Here is a 21,394-nt window from a genome sequence, read left to right as displayed (position 1 = left end):
GAGTACCGCCCCTCGGGGTTAGCCTTTTACGGCATGGGAAACAGTTTAACGACTGTTCTCATGCCGTTTTTCTATTCTCCCGGTGCAGGCATTCCTTTCCCCTGCGCCGGGAGAACTCCAGCGAAGTGTGAAAGGAAAACCGATGGAAAGGAATTTATTTATGAAACTCAATCTGAAGAAGAATCTGGAGGATACTGTTAATCAGTATCGGGACCACACCGGCGAATTTTCCAAAAAGTTTATGGCGGAGATGGGCCGATTCAATTCGCCCGAGGCGCGCAACCGTTACAGCAATGACGGGCTCCGGGACTTGGCCAATGAAAAACATGCTGAGCTGCTGGCCTCGCAGGTGGCGACGGGTGAAACCATGAATCAAAAGGCCCGCGCGGTTGTTAACGGCGCCAAGAGCTCGATTACAGCAGCGGTCATGGGGAAGGGCAGCAGGCCCGAAGATTATGCTACGCGGATCAGCAACGCCCTCCGCTTTCTCTCTTATGAAACTGCTGATTCACTGACCGACGATGTGGCGCACGGCCTTTTGCATGAGTTTGAAGGCGATTACGAAACAATGCGAAAGTTCAAGCGGATTGTTGAGCAAAAGGAATCTGCATCTGCTGGACACGTCGATGCTAAACGTTTCCCGAAGACGTTCGGCAGCATTGAAAAGGCAGAAGAGGCCCTAAGTCGGTTTGAGGAGCTTGACCGGCTTGCGGAAACTGTCTTTATGCACCAGAAGGTGAAGTCCAGCAATGGTGTCACTATTGGTGATGTGTTCTATTCTGAGCCCATGGACTCCTATGGAGAGACTACGGGGTGGGATGCGCTGCTGAATCTGGCTGAAGCTGTTGACCAGTGGGGCGAGAATGAGGGCGATGCGGCGGAAGGCTAAAGGGAGAGCAAATTTGATCCTCCCCATCGTGATGAATGAAAACGCCCTGCGGATTTCACAGGGCGGAACAGATGAAAGGTAAGGCTATATGGCAAAGAAACTTGCGCTCGATGATGGCATCATTGAGCTGGAGATCAACAGCAACGGAATCCTCCGCTTTAACCCGTCCGACTTCAATTTGTATCAGCGCTTTTGCAAGCTGGTGCAGGAGCTCCCAGAGCTTGAAAAGAAGTACAAAGAGGGCATTAAAGATATTCCCGCAGGCAATGTAGATATTGCCCTTGCTGGGGCTGAGCTTGATCGGGCTATGCAAATTGATGCGGAGATCAAGGCTCGTCTCTCCTCTGTTTTCGGAGGCGAAAATGATTTTGACGCATTGATGGGCGGGGTTAATCTTATGGCCTGTGGGAAGAACGGGGAGCGGGTAATTACAAACCTGCTGGAGGCCCTTGCGCCGTACTTGGAGGAGGGAGCCCACAAGCATATGAGCGATGCCGCCGGGGAGGCAGTAGCGGAGGCAAAGAAGAACCGCGCGCAGCGCAGGGCAGGTAAATGAATCTGTGGAGTCTGCCGGAGTCTGCGGAGCTTGGCGGTAGAGAGTATGCCATCAACGCTGATTTTAGAGACGTCCTTGACATTATTTCTCACCTGAATGATACAGAGCAAGATCAGAAGGTCCGTACTTATGTGGCGCTTGCACTTTTCTACAATGACTTTGGAGCCATGCCGCAGTCTCTTTACCAGACGGCCGCAGAGTGGATGGTTGACTTCATCAATTGTGGAGAACCCCCGGATGGCAAAAAGCAGCCGAAAACCATTGACTGGGAGCAGGACAAGCTCATGATTGTCTCAGACATCAACAAAGTTGCCGGATGCGAGATTCGGGCGCTTCCGTTTTGCCACTGGTGGACTTTTATTGCGTGGTTCAATGGCGTTGGGGAGGGGCAACTGTCAACGGTCGTTTCCATTCGAGAGAAGCGGCGCAAGGGTAAAAAACTGACTGACTGGGAGCATGATTTCTACAAAAAGAACAGGGAAAAGGTAGACTTCAAAACCCAGTACACGCAGCAAGACGACGCGGTGTTTAGTGCATGGACCGGGAAAAAAGGCCCTCCCGCGAAATGAGGAGGGTATAAGAATTGCTTTTTAAAACATTTGCAGCGCCCCGTGAAAGAAGGTGAATAAATGGCAGATGGAACAGTGACTATTGATACCTCGCTGAATAATAAAGGCTTTGTGAAAGGCCTTTCCGGCATGCAAAAGCAGACAACGGGGTTAACCGCAGCGGTAAAGCGGCTCGGGGCCGTGATTGCTTCTGCATTTGCCGTCAGGGCCATTGTAAACTTTGGGAAAGAGTGTGTTGAACTCGGCAGCGATATTGCGGAAGTCCAGAACGTGGTTGATGTGGCATTTGGCGATATGGCCTATAAAATTGAGGACTTCGCAAATTCCGCAATTCAAAACTTTGGAATGAGTCGGCTGGCCGCCAAAAAGACCGCTAGCACCTATATGGCGATGGCGCGTGGCATGGGAATGGCTGAGGGACAGGCCTCCGACATGGCAATTGCGCTCACGGGGCTGAGTGGTGACGTAGCGTCGTTCTTCAATGTCTCGCAGGAGCTTGCCGACGTGAAGCTGAAAAGCATTTTTACCGGAGAGACAGAGACACTGAAAGATCTCGGCGTGGTTATGACGCAGACCAATCTAAAGGCGTACGCGCTATCCCATGGAATGTCCGGGAATATTGAGAGCATGACGCAATCCCAGCTTGTCATGCTTCGGTACCAATATGTTATGGAGCAGCTTTCCTTGGCGCAGGGGGACTTTGTCCGCACACAGGACAGCTGGGCGAACCAGACACGGATTTTATCTATGCAGTGGCAGGAGTTTATGAGCATTATCGGAGACTCGCTCATCAAGGTGCTGACGCCGGTGCTCAAGGTTCTGAACCAAATTGTTGAGAGCATGATTACTGCTGCTACGACAATAAATCAGGTGGTGACCGCTATATTTGGTTCCAGCGCAGCGGAGACATCCAAAACGGAGAAAAATGCCGCCGGAGTTGGAGATGCCATCGAGGGGAGCGTTGAAAACCAGGACAATCTAACCGACGCTGTTAACGAGACGAATAAAGCGGAAAAGAAAAGTCTTGCAACGTTTGATGAACTAAACACTTTGACAAGTGGGACTAAAGACGAGGATGCGCCCAAAGACAATGCAGTTACAACGATTCCGAGCTTGGTTGAGGAGACATCTGCTGCGGGAGGGGTTGCTCAAAGAATTCTTGAGATGGTTGAAGCTGTCAGGAAGGGAATTTCTGATATTGCCGCTTCCATCAAGAGTGTTTGGGATATGGTAGCGGGGAATGTCCAAACGGCAGTGGAAAAGATAAGGGCGGCAGCTGCTGGGCTGGGAGACTTCTTCCGGGGAGTGTGGGAGGATATCGCATCTTTAGGCGCACCCTTCACCCAATGGTTCAGCGGCGATTATGTGCAGTACTTACGCGCATTCATTGATTTGTGCGGAACGGTTATTTCCGGGCTACTGGATACTTTTAAAATGGTGTTTTCTGACCTCTGGACCATTGTTATATTTCCGTTCCTTCAAAAACTGGTGACAGATATCTTGCCTTTTTTAACGCAGGTGGGGACGCAAATCATTAAAACTCTTGAGGTCCTTTTTTCCGAAGTTAAACGAATCTTTGATTTGATTTGGTCTGAGGGTATTGCCCCGGCACTGGAGCTTATCATGCAGATGTTTTCCGATTACTGGGACAGTCTGATAGCGGCGTGGAAAAAGTGGGGAGCGCCGATTTTTGAGAACATTCGCGCAGCAATTAAGAAGACGGCAGATACGCTTGTGAACATATGGGATACGATATTGAAACCAGCCTTAGATTCCATTCTGGCTACGATTAAGAAGTTGTGGGACGGGCATCTTCGACCCTTGCTGGATAATATCCTAAACATGATCGGCACGCTTGTAAATAATGCCCTTCGCATTTACAACGAAGCTCTTCTTCCAATCGTGAATTTCCTTGTTGACACATTCGGCCCGGCGTTTACGGCGGTCTTTGATGGCATCGCGGGCATTGTTGAACCAATCCTTGGCGGAATCATTGATTTTATCTCTGGGATTGTTACGGTGCTTACGGGCCTTTCGAACTTTGTGACAGGTGTGTTTGTAAAGGATTGGGACATGGCTTGGAAGGGACTCGGAGAGATCGCTGACGGCGTTATGAACTCGATTGAGGGCATGTTCTCTGGCGTAATTAACAGCATCCTGTCGGGTGTTGAAGGGTTTGTGAACTCTTTTATTTCCGGGGTAAATGCCATCATCGATGCATTGAATTCTATTGATTTCGATGTGCCGGATTGGGTCCCGCTTATTGGCGGAAATACTTTTGGGCTCAATATTTCAAACATTCCAGAAGTTGCTCTTCCCCGTCTCGCCACCGGCGCAGTGATTCCCCCTAACCGCGAGTTTATGGCGGTGCTGGGGGACCAGAAGAGCGGGACGAATATCGAAGCGCCCGTTTCTGAGATTGAATCGGCGGTTACGCGTGGAATCGCGGCGGCAGGTGGAGGCAGTCCACAACAGATCACCGTGCTCATGGAATTGGACAGGCGGCAGATCGGCAGGGTGGTCTACGAGCTGAATAAATCAGAATCACAGCGCGTCGGCGTGAGCCTTGTGAATAAATAAGGAGAGTTGTATGGAAGAAAAACAATCTGGAGTTTTTGGGTTGCTCGGTCTTATGCGGGATCATCTCCTGCGGCAGCAGGTGGATTTGATTACTGGGCAGGGAGAAGACGAGCCACCCAGAGAGGAAGCGCAGGACGAATAAGGCTGATTGGGCGTGTGGGCTGTCGCCTGCACGCCCGTTGCTTATGGAGGAAGAAATATGGCAAGAAAACGATTGAAAATGGAGACTCCCCGTGAAGTACGCCATGCGGTGACCAGAGTCGCCAACATGGTGCTCAACGGGGAGCTGGATGCGAAGAATGCAAACGCTATCCTGTACGCCTGTAATGTGGTGCTGGGGGCTATTCGTACTGATGAACAGCAGGCAAGGCTTGATGAACTGGAAAAAATGGCGAAGGGCATGAAGAAATGACAGCTTTCATGAAGCGCATTGAATTCATTAGACAGCAGCTCAAAGATTGTCAGTACCCGGTTGTGATCATTGAAACCGGTCAGCGTTTTGATTCTGACGCTGACCTTATCACGTATCTTCTCAAGAATGGAGCCAACACACCGGATGGGCGCATTGTACGATACAGTAAGCCGGATAAGGGCGATATAGACCCGTTTAGCATGTCCCTGTATGAATTTATAGACAGTATGATTGAAGCCGATACGGTGATCATTGACGATATCTGATAGGGGGTGGCATCCATGACCAATGAGGAGCTTTGCGCACTGATTCAGGCCGGGGAGCGGGACCGGCTGGGGGAGCTATGGGAGCAGGTGGAGAAGTTTGTTTCCATGATGGCCGGTCGCCGCGCCCGTCAGATTGGTGGATTCGGTGGAGTTACGGAGGAGGACTTGTATCAATCTGGCTTTCTGGCCGTCGTAGCTGCTGTTGACAGCTACGACCCGTCCGCAGGGAAGTCCTTCATTGGGTGGCTGTCCATGGCCCTTAAAACGGCTTTTGCGGGGGCTACCGGGCAGCGAACGTCAAAGCGGGATATGCTGGACTATACGCTTGATTTGGACGCGCCCATTCCCGGGACCGATGATATGCTAGCAGCGGATGTCATTCCTGATCCAAGCAGTGAGGAGGCGTTCCAGGACGCGGATCGGGGAATGTACATAAAGCAGCTGCACGCCTTCCTCAATGATGCTCTGAATACACTGCCGGAAGAGCAAGGCGCGGCGATTCGTGGGACGTTTTTTGACGGTCTTACACTGGCAGTTCAGGCCGAGCGGGCCGGGGTGTCCACGGAACGCATTCGTCAGCGTCAGGTGAAGGGAATGCGGGCTATGCGTTATCCCAAGATCAACCGCAGACTGAGGCCATTTCTATACCCGGATGCAGACGTTTACGCGGCGGGGCTGCATGGGAATGGCATGGGTGCATTTGAAAGGACGGGCTCCAGCTCCACAGAGCGGGCCGTGCTGGACATGGACGAAAGGCGGCAGTTGTGAGTATTTAGAGATTTCTTCGTATGAAATCCGTCCGAAGTCCAAACGTCCGAAAAGCGGACATTTGCATCCGTCCAGTTTCGGACAGTTCTCTTTAAAATACCGCTGTACGAAAAACGTACAGCGATATTGGCAAAATAATATACCAGCCGTCCGAAATCCGGACGCTTGGTTTTGGCTTGAGGTTCGTCCGAAAAACGGACGAACCCAGAATCACAAAAAGCTTTCGCATAAGGAGCCAAACTGTTTGGCAGACCGTGCAAAATTGCGCGGTTCATCAGATACCCGCAAGGATGCCCCGAAACAAGGCATAGTCCATTTAGACATAAGGTACGGGATTTCCCGTCACCCCCGAATTTTCGTGGATGAGCCATCAGCAAAAATCCGCTGGTGAAACCGCTATCATGGTGAACCGTGTGATTTTTCGTGGTTAACATCCTAGCGAGAGATCGGGTGTATTCCCGCCTGATCAACATAATAGAGCTGGGGTGAAACCATCATAGATGGCCACAACAGATGGGCTATCATCCAGAAGCACCCGGAGGTCCCATACACCACTACATTAATGGATTTCCCAGACAAATGGGCCGCTATCGTTTGGATGTGCCGGAACCAACTAGGCCGCAGGAGCATCACCGATGAGCAAAGAGTGGTACTTATTGCGCAGGAATACGACGCGCAAAGGAAGACGGTGGGGGAACACACTGGAAACCAATACACAAAAATGGAATCTGGCGAAAACCTCCAGATTCCAAAATCCAAAACACCCACCCGGTCTATTGTGGCCAAAGCTCACGGAATCACAGAAGGGGCCGTAAAGTCCGCCGTTGAGTTTTCACACGGCCTTGATTCCGCCGAAGAGGTGGCCCCGGGGTTTAAAGATTCCATTCTAACCGGCACTATCAAGGCCCCAAAATCAGTTATAGCATCCCTCCCCAAGATGGAGGGGCCGGAACGCAAAAAGGCCGTACAGGCAATCCAAAACGGAGAGCGAGTAGTTTTTGCAGCTTGGCGGTTTTCACCAAGCTGCTTTTTGTGTATTGATTGGCTCTGGTACCTCCATCCGTTTTCTTCTGCGCGTCGTATTCTTACGCAATGAGAGAGACCTTTTTCGCCTGAGAAATTACAATATTGATTAGTCCGCTTCTGTAGCGGCTAATATTGTATTGAATGTGACGAAAGGGGACTTGAAAATGCTTGGGCTGTCAGAATATATCCAGCAGAGAATATCTGAAGATGCTATTAATGAACGGGACCGTCTAAAAAGACTGGATAACGTCAAAATATGTACAAACTATGTGTTGGATTACTTTACTTCTTATATTGACATCTCACCGGAAGAAGAGATAACCGCGGAGAAAAAGAAAAAGATCGAAAGATATAAAAAGTATATCAGAAAATATTCTGATGAAATAATTGAGTGGCTGGTACAGGACTACGTAAACTATGGAAGACATGTTGATCGATTGGTAGCACATGTAATTGGCGATCCGTTTTTTTTGCTTTATACCGAGGATCATGAATTTAGAAGCCTTTCTTACAAGGTATATGCTGCGCTTAGTAAACGGTGCCCATTCCTCTCAGAACAAAGTGAAATGCTGTTTCGATTTGTAAAGGATTACCACAGAGTATGCACAGAACATGGGGAAAGGAGAATTGGAGAAAGCTTCCACAATAAATTTTTCGTAAATACTGAAATTGATAATTGGATAACAGAGACATTTTGTGAATGCCATGTGGATTTGCTAGAATTCGCTTATCAATATATTAAGTCCTTCTTTAATTCTTATGATAATTGGCCGGCAAATCACAGGATAGCAACCGGCCAGAAGTATTTCCCATATAAATATAACTATAAAAATTTGGATAATTTATTTAATATTGACCAGCTCTATAGAAATATTCCAAAGAAAAAGTTTATTCGAGGGAAAAAGCAAGAACTTGAGGTGCTTATGATGTATTATTGTAAGCAACAGCATGGACACGATAACGAATTTTGGAGATTCTATCTTAAAGAATTAGGGCTTGAAGTTAAATAGTAAATAAAAAAGCAAGCCTGTCTCTACGGAAATACTGAGGAGCCGGGCTTGCCTTTTTGGTGAGAGATAAAAAAAGTATAAAAATGACAAGTTCTTGCACTTTACAGGATGATAATACTATATCTGGATAATCCAAAAGACACCATAAAAGATGAAAATAGAGTGTAACGCATATGATTTTAAAAACAATTTTCGCGGAAAAAGTGCAGAGCGAAATTAAATAATAAAACGCATAGGCACCTAGTGCATAAAATGGTGCATAAAACGGTGCATAGAGCAAGAAATATAGAAGGGATTAGGTGGGCTCAAGATTGGGCTATTTGCAGGCAAAATTTGTTGTGGAATTGACAGAGCATTTTGCATATGCTATTCTAAGCATAGAAACATGTACTATTTAAAAGGAGGATATTATCATGCTTCGTTCTGATATTGAAAAAAAAGCAAATAAAATTCGGGACCAATACGGTATGAATCAGCCTCCTATTAACGTTGAAGACATTTGCCGCAAAATGAAAATATCTGTCGATTATATTGATATGCAGGAAATCGAAAAAAGGGTTGGGAAAGATATATCCGGCGCAATAATCTCACGAGGGGATAAGTCGGAGATCAAAATTAACAGTAGGGATATCCAATCCAGGCAGAGATTTACAATTGCGCATGAGCTTGGGCATAAGATATTGCACATAGCAAATGATTCGGATGACGTTATTATTAGCTTCCGATGCTTGAAAAATAATCGGGAACGCGAGGCTGACGCGTTTGCCGCGGAGCTTTTAATGCCAAGAGATATGGTAAAGGAAGAACACGGGAAATTGTTTTATCCGCTCGTATCGCAACTAGCTGAAACGTTTCGAGTTTCCAAAGCGGCAATGAAAAATAGGCTTGATGAGTTAGGACTGAGTTATATTGGATAAAAAGCCACCGGAACAGTTGGATCTCGAGCACTATGCTAATGAAGCGTTGCGGTCTGACGGACTGGAAGAATGCCAAGACTGCTCAGACGATGAATCCGATAAAGAAGATCCGGAAAAAACATCCGAGAGCGATCTGCGCGTAAAAATATTACTTTCTGCCCTTGAAAGCTCTAATTCAATTTACAAACTGAGTTTGGACAATGAGAACACAAAAAAAGACTGGAGAAAGCGGTTTATAATTTTTTCATGGACAACCCTATCTCTCTCTCTGGTCGCTGTGTTCGCTTTAGTGTTCTTGGACTCGTTCAAAGTGATTCAAGTGTCACCAGCGGCGTTGGTTTCAATTTTTACATATATCATTGCAAACTTATTTACTGCTTTGTTTTATATGATAAGATACGTCCACAACGATCAGTATTTGGAGACATTTAAGGTTGTGACACATAAGTTGCTGGATTACCTTCTCGCAGACAAGAATGGGAAAAACTAGGGAACCAATTTCAAATAAAACACCGCCCCGTCCTTATTGGATAGGGGCGGTGTTGCTGCCTAGACTGCATTTTGACTCGTCCATGGAATTATATAGGGATGAGGTCAGCAACGCAATGACCTCGTAAAAACCAACACAAAACCAACACCACTATTAAAAAATAGCTATTTTAAAGGTACATCAATTCACGGCAAGCAGTGACAAGCAAAACCTTATATCTATTGCGGCACAATAGATATAACCGATATAAGACTGTAAGCAACAACAAAGAAAAACAGCCTGTTTAGAATTGGTAAGGATGAGGTCCCCGGTCCGAATCCGGGTAGCAGCTCCAAAAGCCACCGTTATAAAAAACGGTGGCTTTTACTATTTAAAAGGTTTTCGGGAATTTTTGGCCCGCGCTGTGGCCTACATGCGGAAACAAGCGAATACGAAGAAAAACCACCGGTCAGAATTTCTGCCCGGTGGTTTCATTGTTTTTGTAAAAATATTGATTTTATATTACATTTGCCATTATTTCGCTCATAGTAATTGTGGCTGCGTCCTGCGTTTTCTGGGTGGGGTAGGTGCAAAGTGTGAACCTGGCGTCGTGATGCCCCAACATGGCGGAGGCAATCTTGATATCTACGCGGTTTTGCAGGGTGGCTGTGGCGAAGGTATGATGAAGTCCTTGAAATTTGAGGTGCTCTAGCCCTGCGTCTTTCAAAATCTTTCTGTGGATGTTTACCACCGAGTCTGGATGGTGCCTCTCGCCGGTATGAGGGAATAGAACAGGTAGAGATTGTCGAGACGCTTGCTGTGCTCCTGCATCAGCAAGTCGAGGGCCTCTTGAGGTACCAGACACAAGCCGGATCGAGTTTTCTCTTTTCGGCTGGGAGAGGACGTAGCGAGGCTGTCCATAAATACTGACTGCTGCCACGGCAGAGTGCCCAGCGCCGATATCATCAGCAGATTGACAGCGCAGCAGCATCAGCAGCAGTCCCTCCGCCGCGGGAGGGGCGGCAAGACTTCAAAATTCCTTACGTTCGGCCATAAGCAATCAGCGGGTCACCGGCCCGCACACCCAGCGCGGTGGTATAGTACAGGGTTACACCGTCAAATTTGGCACGCACCTCCAGCGAGGCGGCATCGGTATTCAGCTTGCCCAGCAACTCCCCTCTGCGAATGGCCGCTCCGGCTGTTGTCTGGGGATACCAGAAGCCGTCTGCAGGGCTTTCTTCGTAGACCGCTTCTGCAATTTCCTGCTGAGGCAGCTCCGCAGGCGGTTCGGGCAAAATATTTAAGTACTCCATCAGAGCTTGAACATCCGCTAAACAAGCGGAAACCTCATCCTCCGACCATCGTCCCTGCCCGCCCCGCTCCACCAGCAATGCGGGAACACGCTGCTGAATGGCCCAGCTGTACAGGCCGTTTTTGGCGGTGGAAGGGACACGGTAGGAAACGTGCAGAGTTTTTGCAGCCGCCAGTGAAACGGCATTCACCTGTGAAGTTCCGGCGGCAGGAAAAAATACCAGTGGGCACATAGCCTCGTTCCAGTCACCCCCATGGAGATCAAGGAGAAAATCTATGTCTGGGTAGAGTGTGGTTTCCAGCAGATGGGCCAGCCGCTCTGTGACTGTACCATCGGAGCTGCCCGGGAACGCCCGGTTGAGATTCTTTCCGTCAACGGGCATAATCTGCTTGATCCCGGCGTAAAACCCCACCTTATTAATCAGGGGCAGCAAAATTACATTGCCGGAAAGGGCAGCAGGGTCCAGCAGTCGCTCCAGTCGTCTCGCCGCTTCGATCCCCACGTATTCACAGCCGTGGACACCGGCGGTGACGGCCAGCGTTTTGCCGGGACGCGCGCCGCAGTATAAAACTGCCCGGAGGGGAGCAGCGCCGGGAATTGGCAGAAAAACCGATTTCTTCTCCCCGGCACAGATAGAATTGCCGCACAGCATCATACCGCGTCCTTCCCGATGTCGAACACCACAATGGAGTCCAGAAGCTTCCGGGCATATTCGTCCTTCGTCTCACTGATTTGTTCCACCGGAAGATATTCTGAGACATGACCCTGATAAAGAAACAGCACATCGTCACAGAGATAGGTAATCGACGTCAGATCGTGGGTAATGAAGACATAGGTCAGACCAAATTTCTCTTTAAGCTCTTTCAGCAGATCCATCACCTGTACCTGCGTGTGGGCATCCAGAGAAGAGATGGCCTCATCAAAGAGAATTACCTCCGGATTGCAGGCCACCGCCCGGGCGATGCAGACCCTCTGAAGCTGTCCGCCGGACAGCTCGTGGGGGAACCGGTCGGCATAACTGCTGTCCAGTCCAACGGTTTCCAGCAGGGAAACCGTTTCGGCGGCGCGATCCGGTTTGCTGTTCTCCCGCCGCTGCCGGACGGTAAGTCCCTCCCCAATAATGTCCCGCACCCGGAAGCGGGGATTGGCGGAGGAGGTGTAGTCCTGAAAGACGACGCTGAGCTTGTTTTGCAGAGTGCGCCGTCCCGCCCGGGAGCCGTAGATGGAAACGCCGTCGATGGCGGCCACGCCGCTGTCGGGTTTCAGCAGTCCGCACAGCACCCGGCCCATGGTGGATTTGCCGCTGCCGGATTCCCCAAGAATACCAAGGCACTTGCCGTCCTCCACCTTAAAGGAGACGTCAAACAGCACCTGCTGGCGGGTATGGCCGAATACCTTGTCCTGCCGCTCACTGCGAAAGCTGACATTAATGTTCTTCAATTCAAGCATGTTCAGCCCCCGCTTTCTTCAAAACGACCCGGTACTGCCTCATAACAGCGGCCCGCTTTTCCACCAGCAGCCGGGTATAGGGGTCGGTGGCATGGTAAAGAATGTGGTGAAAATCGCCCTCATCCACCACCTGCCCCTGATTAAGCACCACGATGCGGTCTGCCACCTTGGAGATGGCGTTCAGGTCATGACTGATAAACAGCATAGCCACTTTTTGCTCGTGCTTAATTTTAAGAAGCTCATTGAGGATTTCAAACTGGGTGATGGCGTCAATGGCGGTGGTGGGCTCGTCGGCGATGAGTAGTTCGGGCGCCATGGCGGTGGCAATGCCGATCATCACCCGCTGAAGCATTCCCCCGGAAAGCTGATGAGGATATTTTTCCAAAACCTCCTCCGGGCTGCGGATGCGCATTTTTTCCAGCATGGAAAGAGAGCGGGTGCGAATTTCCGCCTTATCCCAGCTGTTGTGGGCGGCAAAAGTTTCCGCAATCTGGTCGCCGATGCGATAAATAGGGTCAAAACAGGTCATGGGATTTTGCAGAATGATGCCCACCCTGCCGCCCCGCAGACGGCGCAGCTCCTCGGCGCTTTTACCCAGTAGTTCCTCTCCCTGAAACAAGGCGCTGCCGGAGATATGGAAGCTGCTGTCCAGCAGGCCCATGGCCGCTTTTACGGACATGCTTTTTCCACTGCCGGATTCGCCCAGAATGCCAAGGCATTCCCCGGGAGCAACTGCAAAGGAAACACACTTGACCAGCGGTGTTTCGCTTTGCCGCTGACGCAGGCCCACCTGTAAATTCTTTAGCTCTAGAACAGTGCTCATCGTTCCGCCTCCTTGGGGTCCAGTACATCCCGCAGTGCGTCCCCCATCAGATTGAAGCAGGACACCAGGACCACAATGGCGATACCGGGGACGATCATCTGGGTGGGGTTGCTGGTCAGTACATCCTTGGCCTCGTTCAGCATGGCGCCCCATTCGGGGGTTGGCGCCTGCACACCAAGGCTCAGGAAGGAAAGTGTTGAAATGTTGATAATGGCCCAGCCCACATCCAAAGAGGCCAGCACCGCCAAGTCCGAGGTGATGGAGGGCAGCAGATGGCGGAAGAGGATGAACCGCTCCGGCATGCCTACGCATCTGGAAAACTGAACAAAGTTGCGATCCCGATACTGCATGACGCCGGTGCGTATCATGCGGGCATACCATGCCCACTTAATAAACACATTTGCGATGATGACATTCTGCACGCTGACGCCCAGCAAAGCCACTACGGCAAACACCATAATCTGGCTGGGAAAGGACAGCACCACATCCACCACTCGCATGATGATCTCCTCGACGATGCCGCGGAAGTAGCCTGCCATAATGCCCAGAAGCGCGCCAAGGCCGATGGTGCCCAGCATGGTCAGCACGGCCAGCCCCAGAGTTGGGCGGATTCCGTAGATCAGACGGGAAAGGACGCACCGGCCCAGCTGGTCGGTGCCAAGGGGAAACTGCGCACTGTAATCGGCAAATTTGTTGAGGATATCTGTCTTATAGGGATCGTTGGGAGCAAAAAAAGGCGCAAAGATGCCGATCAGGGCAATGATGGCCACCAGACTTACCGTCAACACGGCGGTCCGGTTGTGCAAAAAGCGTTTTCCCACGGGTCAGCTCTCCTTTCTGAGTCTGGGGTCGGATACAGTCTGCAAAATGTCAAATAGCAGGTTGAATACCACAAACAGCACGCCAATCAGCAACACATAGGTCTGAATTACCGGATAGTCACGGTTGAAGATAGAGCTGATGCACAGCGTGCCAAGTCCGGGCCAGGAGAACACGTTCTCCACCACGATGGTGCCCGAGATCAGCTGGGGAATGCTCATGCCCATGGCCACGATACAGGTGTGCATGGAGTTCTTCAGAATATGTTTTATCAGAATGGACTTTTGCGGCAGGCCACGGACGTTGGCGTAAAGCACATAATCCTGCTTCATGTTTTCAAGCATATTGTTGCGAATCAGACGGATGTAAGTAGAGATATAGCTCAGTGCCACGGTAAACGCAGGCATAATGAGGTGCCGCCATGTGCCGTTGCCGTTGGTGGGCAGCCAGCCCAGCTTGACGCCGATGCCCCACATCAGCAGCAGACCCACCCAGTAAGCGGGCATGGCGGTGGAGATAAAGATGATGCCCCGCATGATTTTGTCAAACCAGCCGTCTTTATGGATCGCGCACAAAAAGCCGATGGGGATACTCAGCACCACCACGATGATGAAGGATGCACCGGCCAACTGCAGTGTGGCGGGCAGACAGCGCACCAGCTCCCCCGCCACGGTCCGGGCGGGATTGACATAGCTGATCCCAAAATCCCCGTGAAGACAGCCCAGCACCCAGTCCACATAGCGGACAAGAAAGGGTTTGTTTAGCCCTAGAAGCTCTTCCATTTTCGCAATGGCCTCTTCTGTAATGATGGGGGTCTGCTGTATCCGCAGGGCCACCTCGGCGGGATTGGATGGAATGAGACTGATAAAGCAAAAACAGACAAACGAAATTACCAGCAACAGCGGAATGGCCATCAGAAGGCGGCGGATTACATAGCGTTTCATAAATGCGCCTCTCTATAAATGAGTTTCAGTACGAGAGCCGCTTCTTATAGAAGCGGCTCTCGTACGCGAAGTGAAAACTTCGATCAGTTGAAGAACATACGCTCAAGGGGAATGCGATAGCAGTTCGCGTCAAATTCAACACCGTCCAGCGTGTTGATGTGCAGAGCCTTGTTGCATTCATAGGTCAGGGGAATGTACACTGCGTCCTCATGCAGCCGGGTCAGTACGAAGGAATACAGTTCCTGACGGCCTGTCTCATCGGTGGAAACCAGAATGTCCGTGATGGCCTGGTCAATTTCGCCCTTGTCATCCAGTCCCTGCTGGGCGGCAAAATCCCCGTAGACAGGGGCGCGCATGGCAGCCATGGAGGACTGGGGGTCCTGAGGCGTACCCCAGGCGATGTTAAAGACCATGTCAAAGTTGCCGGATTTCATATTGTCACGGTAGGACTGCTCTTCCTCGCCGTGGATATCCATTTCAATGCCCAGCGAACGGAATTCCTGCTGCAAATACTCGGCAATATTCTTTTCTGTCACGCGGTCGCTGCAATAAAGCAGGCCGAAGGACAGCTTCACACCGCCCTTTTCGCGGATTCCGCCGGCGCCCGGCGTCCAACCGGCCTCGTCCAAAATGGCCGCAGCCTCTTCCATATCATAATCATAGGGGACCAGGCCCACGTCACAATAGGGAATGCTGCTGGAGTACAGAAAATCGGCGGGGGTTTCCAAACCGCTGAAAATTCCATCGGAAATGGCCTGCTTGTTGGTGGCGTGCTGTAAAGCCTTTCGCACTGCCACATCGCCCAGAACCTCGTCTGTGGTGTTCATCAAAAGCTGCCGCGTGGAAATGGGGGCGGAGAGTTCCACGGTAAATTTATCGCTTTCCATATAGCTGGTCAGCGCTTCCGCATCCAGCATATCCTTGCCGTAAATCAAATCAATTTCGCCAGATTCCAGCGCCATAATGCGGGTCTGGTTGTCAGGGATAACCTTGACGGTAATCTTCTTGACGGCGGGGGCCTCGCCCCAGTAGCTGTCGTTGCGTTCAAATACAGCGTATTCGTCGGTGACAAAATCTGTCAGCACATAGGGGCCGGTGCCGATGTGGCCGTTAACGCCGTTCATGGTGCTGCCGTCAATCATGCAGTTGGGAGAGATTATGGCGAAGGGACGCGTGCCGCCCAACTCGATCAGCATGGGGTAATACGCAGAGGTAAGCCGGATCTCAAGGGTGTATTCATCCACAGCCTCCACAGATTCCAGCACGTTCATCATCTCAAGCCAGGTGTGACGGTTCTTGTTTTCCAGAATGGCATCAAAGTTGGCCTTGATGGCATGGGCGTCGCAGGCGGCGCCATCGGTGAAGGTCACGCCCTGACGAATGTGGAACAGGTAGACCTTACCTTCCTCGGTGATTTCCCAGCTTTCGGCAAGACAGGGAATCACGCCGTCAGTAGCGTCCTCGCTGTCGGAGACGCGCACCAACGTATCATACAGAATACTCTGGGCATACATCTCACCGGCGTACAGGTGCGGATTCAAATCCCGGATGTCCCGGAAATTGACAAAATTCAGCTCATCCCGCACGGAAGCGTTGCCACTGCCCGCGGCAGGATCGGCGGATGAGCCGGAGGCGGCACTCTGGCCGCAGGCACTTAGAGCGCCCAGCAGCATGACACTTCCCAGCAGGGCGGCAAATAATCGTTTTTTCATCTTTCTTTCGGTCCTCCAGTGATTTTAGTGATGTGTGACTAGCGCTGATTATTATATCGTGGTTAGCGCAGGCTTACCAGAGGGGGATTTTTTATGGAGATCCATAACAATCTGTTATGGATCAGAAAAAGCGGCGTCAGGCGGAATTACCCGCCGGACGCCGCTGAATTGATTAACCTGATTAAAAAAATACCGCCACAGGCATTACAGCAGCTTTTGAAAATACGAAACAAACCACTGGGCCTGAGTGGAAAGCGTATGTTCGGCATCCTGCACATAGCCCACCTGCAAAAAAGGCTCGCAGCCATTGATGGGCAAGGCCTTGATGTCATATTGGGCGTATGGCTCATGAAGAAAGTCCAGCCCCAGACTGCAAACATCGGTTTCCAGCAACAGCGCAATATTCAGATGATCGCTGTTGGTGTAGACCACGTTGTGCAGCGCCGCCGTGTCAATGACGCCCATACTCACATGCCCCAGATGATGTTCCATTGAAAAGAAATCCCGCACGCCCCGCATAAATTTCAGGCTGGAGAGATCCGAAAAGTCCACACTTTCCGCGTGATAAAGTGGGTGCCGGGGCCCCACATACAGGCAGATTTTTTTTGTGTCCTGCACCACGAAGCTGAGATTTTTGTGGGACAGGATATGCTGAAAGGTTGCGGCCTGCTTTTCCGCCACATAGACAATGCCAACCTCGGAAATGCCCTGCTGCACATCGTCTGTAATCTCCTCTACCGTGCCTTCCCGGTGCTCGATATAGCAGCTTTCCCCCCACTCCCGATAGAAATCCGCCAGCAGGTGGGCGATCATATTGCTGGGATAGGCGGAAATGCACAGACTGTTCCGGCTGTCCGGCAGAGCGAGGGAGGAGATGGTAATAGTGGTTCTGATGATGAGCTGGGCATACTCCAGCACACGCTTGCCATAGGCGGTGGGCTGCACCCCCTTGCCGCTGCGCATCAAAAGCGGGCGGCCCAGCTCATGCTCAAGGGTGCGGATGGTCTTGCTGACATTCGGCTGAGAGGTATACAAACACTCGGCTGCCTGAGACAGGCTTCCCCGCTCACAGGCTACCACAAAAAATTCCAGTTGTTTAATATCCATGCTGTATGAATTCCTTTCTTTGCATCCGAGGGTGGCCATTTACAGGATTGAACATGCAGCATGTCAAAGGAGCATTCCTACATCGTATAAGAACGGTTAGAAAATGCTAACTAAGGTGCTGTCAGTTTATCATCCGCACGTCTTTGTGTCAAATGATAATGCCATACTTGTTGATACGGTACTGCAAGCTCTGGCGTCTGATGCCCAATGCGTCGGCAGTTTTGGAAATGTTATAGCCATAGTGTGCCAGCGCCTCGCGTAAAACCTTACTTTCATAAGCGTCCATAATGTTTTGCAAATTTTCCTCCCAGGGAAAGGTGGCAGAATCGCTGCCACTGACCGGGTCCGAAAACTCGGGGCAAATCTCTTGGGTTTTCCGCAGATAACCGGGCAGATACTCCACCGTGAGGACATCATCATCCGTAACGTTTTGGGCATAATCCAGTACATGGAACAGCTCCCGTACATTGCCCGGCCAGGTGTAGGCGCTGAACAGACGCCGAACCTCGGGGGTAATTTGAGAAAACGTGTGAACAAACTGGAAGGACGTGGAGCTGAGCCGATAGGCAATCAACTCATCCAGATCTTCCAGGTGCTCCCGCAGAGAAGGCAGTTCAATCATCACTGTGGACAAGCGGTAGAACAGGTCTTTGCGAAGTTCATTTTTCACAACCGCCTGAAACGGGTCCTCGTTGCAGGAGGAGATGATACGGACATCCATTTGAATGTCTTTCTGCCCGCCTACCCGGCGAAACGTATTCTCCTGAATGGCTCGCAGTATCTTGGACTGCATTCCTAAGCTCATGGAGTTCAGCTCATCCAGAAAGAGCGTGCCGCCCTCGGCTTCCTCAAAGTAACCCGGTTTGCTCTCACTCCCTGTGAACGCTCCCTTCTGAGAGCCAAACAACAGACTTTCAATAAGGGTTTCCGGAATGGCGGCGCAGTTCAGCGCCACAAACTTCCTGTCCCGGCGGTTACTGGCCCGGTGAATACTTTGGGCAAAGACTTCCTTGCCTGTCCCAGTCTCACCCACCAGCAAGATAGAACTTCCTCGGGGGGCTACCCTCTGGGCCAGTTCAACCGCCTCCCGAAGCTTTGGGCCGTGACCAATGATATGTTCAAATGTGTATCCGGTAAAGCGGACGGTCTGGGTGTGCTGGGCGTATTGCTTCAAAGCCTTGTCAATTTCTTCAACCCTCTGAGCGTAAGCGCTTACAATGCTGCTGCTCTGTTCAAACACAACAGCACCCACCAATTCCTTCCCGCGCAGAATCGGGTAGGCGGTATTGGCGGTGGCAATGGAGACGCCGTTGCTGGATGTGAAGTGATCCACCCGGTTGATGACCGGCAGTTGGGTTCTCAGACAGGTCATCACAGTGCTGATATCCTCGCTCAGCTCATACATGTCCAACAAATGCCGCCCTCCCACAGCCAGATCATCTGGAATTTGGGAAATTTGCCGGCTGGACTTGTTGATAAAGACTGCACAGGCATTTTTATCGTAAATCTGGATACCCTCCAAAACGTGGTTCATGGCTTGCGTCATAAGCCACTCCCAATCATTTCGCTTTTTGATAAACAGATATGTCCTGCCGTCCTCCGCCGGAAGCTTTTCAAAGAAAAAATGATCCTTGCCCCAGATAAATTCTCCCGTGTGCACTTCCTCCTGCAGAGAAAAAGCCTTTGCGGGTTTATGTCTGCGAAGCGCCCAGTCTGAAAACAAAAGCTGGTACATCTCCTGTGCCTGTGGATTTCCCCAGGTTACCCGGTTGATTACACCGTCTTTTTCCAGGAGAAAATAAAAATCGTAGAACTCCAGAAAATCGCCTCCTTGTCCTAAGCATAGCATGGCTTTATAAAAAGCGTCAAGATAAGTGCCAAACTATTTTGCGTTACGCCAAATAGTTTGGCACTTATTAAGCAATAATACTTATGCAAAAAACAAATATACGCATATTCTCGCGCCCCTCAAAAAATATAACAAAAAATTTTATTTGTAAAAAAACACTGAAACTTCAATGAAATTTAATTGATTTGCCGTCGATATTTTTTAACACTTTTAAAAGTGTACAAAAATGGCACAATAATTGCTAATATTTTTGAAAAGAAGAAAGGAGCGTATGATCTGCCGTTTTAGCGACAGAACCATACAACAACAAGTCATGAGCGAGAAAAATACCGCGCAGAAACCTGTCCGTTGGAGCGTATTCGTCCCCTGCTTCTTAGTTATCGGCGGTGCCGCCATTCTGGGTGTCGTCAACAATGCGTGGCTGACGGAGGTTGCCAGCGCCGTTTTCGGATGGTCCCTGGGTAACTTCGGCTGGCTCTATCAGCTGGTAGCCATGGGAACGCTGCTGCTCATCAGTCTGCTGGCCTTTTCAAAGCTGGGCAACATTCGGCTGGGGGGACCGGAGGCAAAGGCAAAGCACTCGTTTGGTTCCTGGTTTGCCATGACCCTCACCGGCGGCATCGCCACGGGATTGATTACCTATGGCGTCAATGAGGTGCTGATTTATTTCGGCAATATTTACGGAGAACTGGATGGCTACGGTATTCAGGCCCTCAGCGATGAAGCGGCGTATTTTTCTATGGGCCGCTGCTTCTACAACTGGACTGTCATTCCCTACGCTATGTATGCCCTGTCCGGTGTGCTCATCGCATATCTTTACTTTAACCGGGGCAAGGAGCTGTCTGTGGCCGCGTCCCTCACGCCGCTGTTCGGCGAAAAGGTAATGCATGGGTTTTGGAAGTCCCTGGTGGACGTGCTTTCTGTGCTGGCAATTGCTCTGGGTCTTGCTGCCTCTCTGGGCGCCGGCCTTGCGCTGATTGGCACCGGTCTTTCCGCAGCCTATGGCATTGCGCAGGGCCCGCTGGTCTGGTTTATCCTCACCGCCATCATTACTGTGACCTTTACCGCGGCATCCGTCACCGGCATTGATAAAGGCATCAAGTGGCTGGCAGGGCTGACTTCTAAAATCTTTTATATTTTGCTGATCCTGCTCTTTATTATCGGGCCGACGATTTACATCCTGAATATGGCCAACGTGGGCCTTGGTTACTGGCTTGACCGGTTCTGGATGTGGGGCTTTGATCCCTCCACTGTGGGAGGCTCCGCGTTGGTGACATGGTGGACCATGTACGACTGGGCAATCTGGATTGCCTATGCGCCGCTGATGGGCATTTTCTTTGCCATCATCGCATATGGCCGAACCATCCGGCAGTTTTTGGTCATCAACTGGATGCTCCCCTCTGCTTTTGGCTTTGTGTGGTTTGCCATTTGGGGCGGCACGGCACTGAGCTGGCAGATCGCGGGCAAGGCTGATATCATCAGCGCGATTCAGGCCGAGGGTGCAGTGGCCGGCATATGGGAGTTTCTAAAGCATGTGCCTCTGGGTAACATTTTGATTCCCGCCATCGTAATTACTCTGATTGCGGCATTTTCCACCACGGCGGACACCATGTCCACCACCATCTCGGCTCTGTGCACTCAAGGTGCGCGGCACGATGAGGAGCCGGCTCTTTGGCAGAAGGTTGTCTGGGGCACGTCCATTGGATTGATTGCTTGCGTTATGGTGGCTTTTGGCGGCGGCGTGCAGGGCGTGGACGGTGTAAAATATCTGGCGGCCTGCGGCGGCTTTGTGGTGCTGGCCATTTTTATCCTGCAGGTGTTCTCAGCGGTGAAGGTGTTTTTCTTCGATCCGGCTACCAAACGCGATATCCAGGCCAGCGAAACCGCCGCTGCACCGGGAAAAACCGAGTGAGCGGA

The 21,394-nt window shown here is 50.7% G+C and carries 21 protein-coding genes; 12 read left to right on the top strand and 9 right to left on the bottom strand.

Features of this window, described 5'->3' with window-relative positions; genetic code table 11:
* Window positions 1–160 precede the first annotated feature (160 nt).
* The 11 genes from ABVS15_RS02470 (at window position 161) to ABVS15_RS02420 (ending at window position 9,483) form a co-directional block, all read left to right on the top strand.
* On the top strand, window positions 161–889 hold the full coding sequence (locus tag ABVS15_RS02470; protein ID WP_369282184.1) for a hypothetical protein: 729 nt from the start codon (window positions 161–163) through the stop codon (window positions 887–889).
* Between the two features lie 88 nt (window positions 890–977).
* Window positions 978–1,445, top strand: coding sequence for a hypothetical protein (locus tag ABVS15_RS02465; protein ID WP_369282183.1), 468 nt, complete (start codon window positions 978–980; stop codon window positions 1,443–1,445).
* Window positions 1,442–2,014, top strand: a complete 573-nt coding sequence (locus ABVS15_RS02460) for a Gp15 family bacteriophage protein (RefSeq protein WP_369282182.1) — start codon at window positions 1,442–1,444, stop codon at window positions 2,012–2,014. The genes ABVS15_RS02465 and ABVS15_RS02460 overlap by 4 nt, the downstream gene beginning before the upstream one ends.
* A 60-nt stretch (window positions 2,015–2,074) precedes the next feature.
* Window positions 2,075–4,594 (top strand): hypothetical protein, encoded by a 2,520-nt coding sequence (locus ABVS15_RS02455; protein ID WP_369282181.1) that lies wholly within the window; start codon window positions 2,075–2,077, stop codon window positions 4,592–4,594.
* A 10-nt stretch (window positions 4,595–4,604) separates the two neighbouring features.
* Window positions 4,605–4,736, top strand: a complete 132-nt coding sequence (locus tag ABVS15_RS02450) for a hypothetical protein (RefSeq protein ID WP_369282180.1) — start codon at window positions 4,605–4,607, stop codon at window positions 4,734–4,736.
* A 57-nt stretch (window positions 4,737–4,793) separates the two neighbouring features.
* Window positions 4,794–5,006, top strand: a complete 213-nt coding sequence (locus ABVS15_RS02445) for a hypothetical protein (RefSeq protein WP_369282179.1) — start codon at window positions 4,794–4,796, stop codon at window positions 5,004–5,006.
* Window positions 5,007–5,014: 8 nt separating this feature from the next.
* Entirely contained in the window at window positions 5,015–5,272 is a 258-nt protein-coding gene (locus tag ABVS15_RS02440; RefSeq protein ID WP_369282178.1) for a hypothetical protein, read from the top strand.
* A gap of 15 nt (window positions 5,273–5,287) precedes the next feature.
* On the top strand, window positions 5,288–6,040 hold the full coding sequence (locus ABVS15_RS02435; protein ID WP_369282177.1) for a sigma-70 family RNA polymerase sigma factor: 753 nt from the start codon (window positions 5,288–5,290) through the stop codon (window positions 6,038–6,040).
* Between the two features lie 1,190 nt (window positions 6,041–7,230).
* The gene (locus tag ABVS15_RS02430; RefSeq protein WP_369282176.1) at window positions 7,231–8,076 is read left to right on the top strand and encodes a hypothetical protein; all 846 of its coding nucleotides are present in this window, start codon (window positions 7,231–7,233) and stop codon (window positions 8,074–8,076) included.
* 413 nt (window positions 8,077–8,489) lie between these two features.
* A complete protein-coding gene (locus ABVS15_RS02425; protein WP_369282175.1) occupies window positions 8,490–8,993 on the top strand; it encodes an ImmA/IrrE family metallo-endopeptidase in 504 nt (167 codons plus the stop codon).
* Window positions 8,986–9,483, top strand: coding sequence for a hypothetical protein (locus tag ABVS15_RS02420; protein ID WP_369282174.1), 498 nt, complete (start codon window positions 8,986–8,988; stop codon window positions 9,481–9,483). Before ABVS15_RS02425 ends, ABVS15_RS02420 begins: the two co-directional genes overlap by 8 nt.
* A 496-nt stretch (window positions 9,484–9,979) precedes the next feature.
* Here ABVS15_RS02420 and ABVS15_RS02415 read toward each other — a convergent pair whose 3' ends face one another.
* The 9 genes from ABVS15_RS02415 to ABVS15_RS02375 all read right to left on the bottom strand — a co-directional run bounded on the left by ABVS15_RS02415 (window position 9,980) and on the right by ABVS15_RS02375 (window position 19,477).
* Complete coding sequence (locus ABVS15_RS02415; RefSeq protein WP_369282173.1) at window positions 9,980–10,453, bottom strand: tyrosine-type recombinase/integrase; 474 nt, start codon at window positions 10,451–10,453, stop codon at window positions 9,980–9,982.
* 49 nt (window positions 10,454–10,502) lie between these two features.
* Entirely contained in the window at window positions 10,503–11,429 is a 927-nt protein-coding gene (locus ABVS15_RS02410; protein ID WP_369282172.1) for a M14 family metallopeptidase, read from the bottom strand.
* Complete coding sequence (locus ABVS15_RS02405; RefSeq protein WP_369282171.1) at window positions 11,426–12,223, bottom strand: ABC transporter ATP-binding protein; 798 nt, start codon at window positions 12,221–12,223, stop codon at window positions 11,426–11,428. Before ABVS15_RS02405 ends, ABVS15_RS02410 begins: the two co-directional genes overlap by 4 nt.
* A complete protein-coding gene (locus ABVS15_RS02400) occupies window positions 12,216–13,046 on the bottom strand; it encodes an ABC transporter ATP-binding protein (RefSeq protein ID WP_369282170.1) in 831 nt (276 codons plus the stop codon). Before ABVS15_RS02400 ends, ABVS15_RS02405 begins: the two co-directional genes overlap by 8 nt.
* Window positions 13,043–13,867: a nickel/cobalt ABC transporter permease gene (gene opp1C / locus ABVS15_RS02395; RefSeq protein WP_369282169.1), complete on the bottom strand. Its 825-nt coding sequence runs from the start codon at window positions 13,865–13,867 to the stop codon at window positions 13,043–13,045. Before opp1C ends, ABVS15_RS02400 begins: the two co-directional genes overlap by 4 nt.
* Before the next feature lie 3 nt (window positions 13,868–13,870).
* Entirely contained in the window at window positions 13,871–14,809 is a 939-nt protein-coding gene (gene opp1B / locus ABVS15_RS02390; RefSeq protein ID WP_369282168.1) for a nickel/cobalt ABC transporter permease, read from the bottom strand.
* A gap of 83 nt (window positions 14,810–14,892) precedes the next feature.
* The gene (gene nikA, locus ABVS15_RS02385; RefSeq protein WP_369282167.1) at window positions 14,893–16,521 is read right to left on the bottom strand and encodes a nickel ABC transporter substrate-binding protein; all 1,629 of its coding nucleotides are present in this window, start codon (window positions 16,519–16,521) and stop codon (window positions 14,893–14,895) included.
* Between the two features lie 204 nt (window positions 16,522–16,725).
* Window positions 16,726–17,628, bottom strand: a complete 903-nt coding sequence (locus ABVS15_RS02380; RefSeq protein ID WP_369282166.1) for a LysR family transcriptional regulator — start codon at window positions 17,626–17,628, stop codon at window positions 16,726–16,728.
* 148 nt (window positions 17,629–17,776) lie between these two features.
* Entirely contained in the window at window positions 17,777–19,477 is a 1,701-nt protein-coding gene (locus tag ABVS15_RS02375) for a sigma-54 interaction domain-containing protein (RefSeq protein ID WP_369282165.1), read from the bottom strand.
* A 271-nt stretch (window positions 19,478–19,748) separates the two neighbouring features.
* Between ABVS15_RS02375 and ABVS15_RS02370 the strand changes: the two genes are divergently transcribed.
* The gene (locus tag ABVS15_RS02370) at window positions 19,749–21,389 is read left to right on the top strand and encodes a BCCT family transporter (RefSeq protein WP_369282164.1); all 1,641 of its coding nucleotides are present in this window, start codon (window positions 19,749–19,751) and stop codon (window positions 21,387–21,389) included.
* The last annotated feature ends 5 nt before the right edge of the window (window positions 21,390–21,394 follow it).

The organism is Oscillibacter sp. GMB15532 (assembly GCF_041020825.1).
Classification (GTDB): domain Bacteria; phylum Bacillota; class Clostridia; order Oscillospirales; family Oscillospiraceae; genus Oscillibacter.
The sequence above is the reverse complement of the archived record's forward strand: the minus strand, read 5'-3'. Positions and strand labels throughout refer to the sequence as shown.

Coding starts and splice junctions, on each gene's coding strand:
- ABVS15_RS02470 (WP_369282184.1), top strand. CDS start 161: ATGAAACTCAATCTGAAGAAGAATCTGGAGGATACTGTTAATCAGTAT.
- ABVS15_RS02465 (WP_369282183.1), top strand. CDS start 978: ATGGCAAAGAAACTTGCGCTCGATGATGGCATCATTGAGCTGGAGATC.
- ABVS15_RS02460 (WP_369282182.1), top strand. CDS start 1,442: ATGAATCTGTGGAGTCTGCCGGAGTCTGCGGAGCTTGGCGGTAGAGAG.
- ABVS15_RS02455 (WP_369282181.1), top strand. CDS start 2,075: ATGGCAGATGGAACAGTGACTATTGATACCTCGCTGAATAATAAAGGC.
- ABVS15_RS02450 (WP_369282180.1), top strand. CDS start 4,605: ATGGAAGAAAAACAATCTGGAGTTTTTGGGTTGCTCGGTCTTATGCGG.
- ABVS15_RS02445 (WP_369282179.1), top strand. CDS start 4,794: ATGGCAAGAAAACGATTGAAAATGGAGACTCCCCGTGAAGTACGCCAT.
- ABVS15_RS02440 (WP_369282178.1), top strand. CDS start 5,015: ATGAAGCGCATTGAATTCATTAGACAGCAGCTCAAAGATTGTCAGTAC.
- ABVS15_RS02435 (WP_369282177.1), top strand. CDS start 5,288: ATGACCAATGAGGAGCTTTGCGCACTGATTCAGGCCGGGGAGCGGGAC.
- ABVS15_RS02430 (WP_369282176.1), top strand. CDS start 7,231: ATGCTTGGGCTGTCAGAATATATCCAGCAGAGAATATCTGAAGATGCT.
- ABVS15_RS02425 (WP_369282175.1), top strand. CDS start 8,490: ATGCTTCGTTCTGATATTGAAAAAAAAGCAAATAAAATTCGGGACCAA.
- ABVS15_RS02415 (WP_369282173.1), bottom strand. CDS start 10,453: ATGCTGCTGCGCTGTCAATCTGCTGATGATATCGGCGCTGGGCACTCT.
- ABVS15_RS02410 (WP_369282172.1), bottom strand. CDS start 11,429: ATGATGCTGTGCGGCAATTCTATCTGTGCCGGGGAGAAGAAATCGGTT.
- ABVS15_RS02405 (WP_369282171.1), bottom strand. CDS start 12,223: ATGCTTGAATTGAAGAACATTAATGTCAGCTTTCGCAGTGAGCGGCAG.
- ABVS15_RS02400 (WP_369282170.1), bottom strand. CDS start 13,046: ATGAGCACTGTTCTAGAGCTAAAGAATTTACAGGTGGGCCTGCGTCAG.
- opp1B (WP_369282168.1), bottom strand. CDS start 14,809: ATGAAACGCTATGTAATCCGCCGCCTTCTGATGGCCATTCCGCTGTTG.
- nikA (WP_369282167.1), bottom strand. CDS start 16,521: ATGAAAAAACGATTATTTGCCGCCCTGCTGGGAAGTGTCATGCTGCTG.
- ABVS15_RS02380 (WP_369282166.1), bottom strand. CDS start 17,628: ATGGATATTAAACAACTGGAATTTTTTGTGGTAGCCTGTGAGCGGGGA.
- ABVS15_RS02375 (WP_369282165.1), bottom strand. CDS start 19,477: ATGCTATGCTTAGGACAAGGAGGCGATTTTCTGGAGTTCTACGATTTT.
- ABVS15_RS02370 (WP_369282164.1), top strand. CDS start 19,749: ATGATCTGCCGTTTTAGCGACAGAACCATACAACAACAAGTCATGAGC.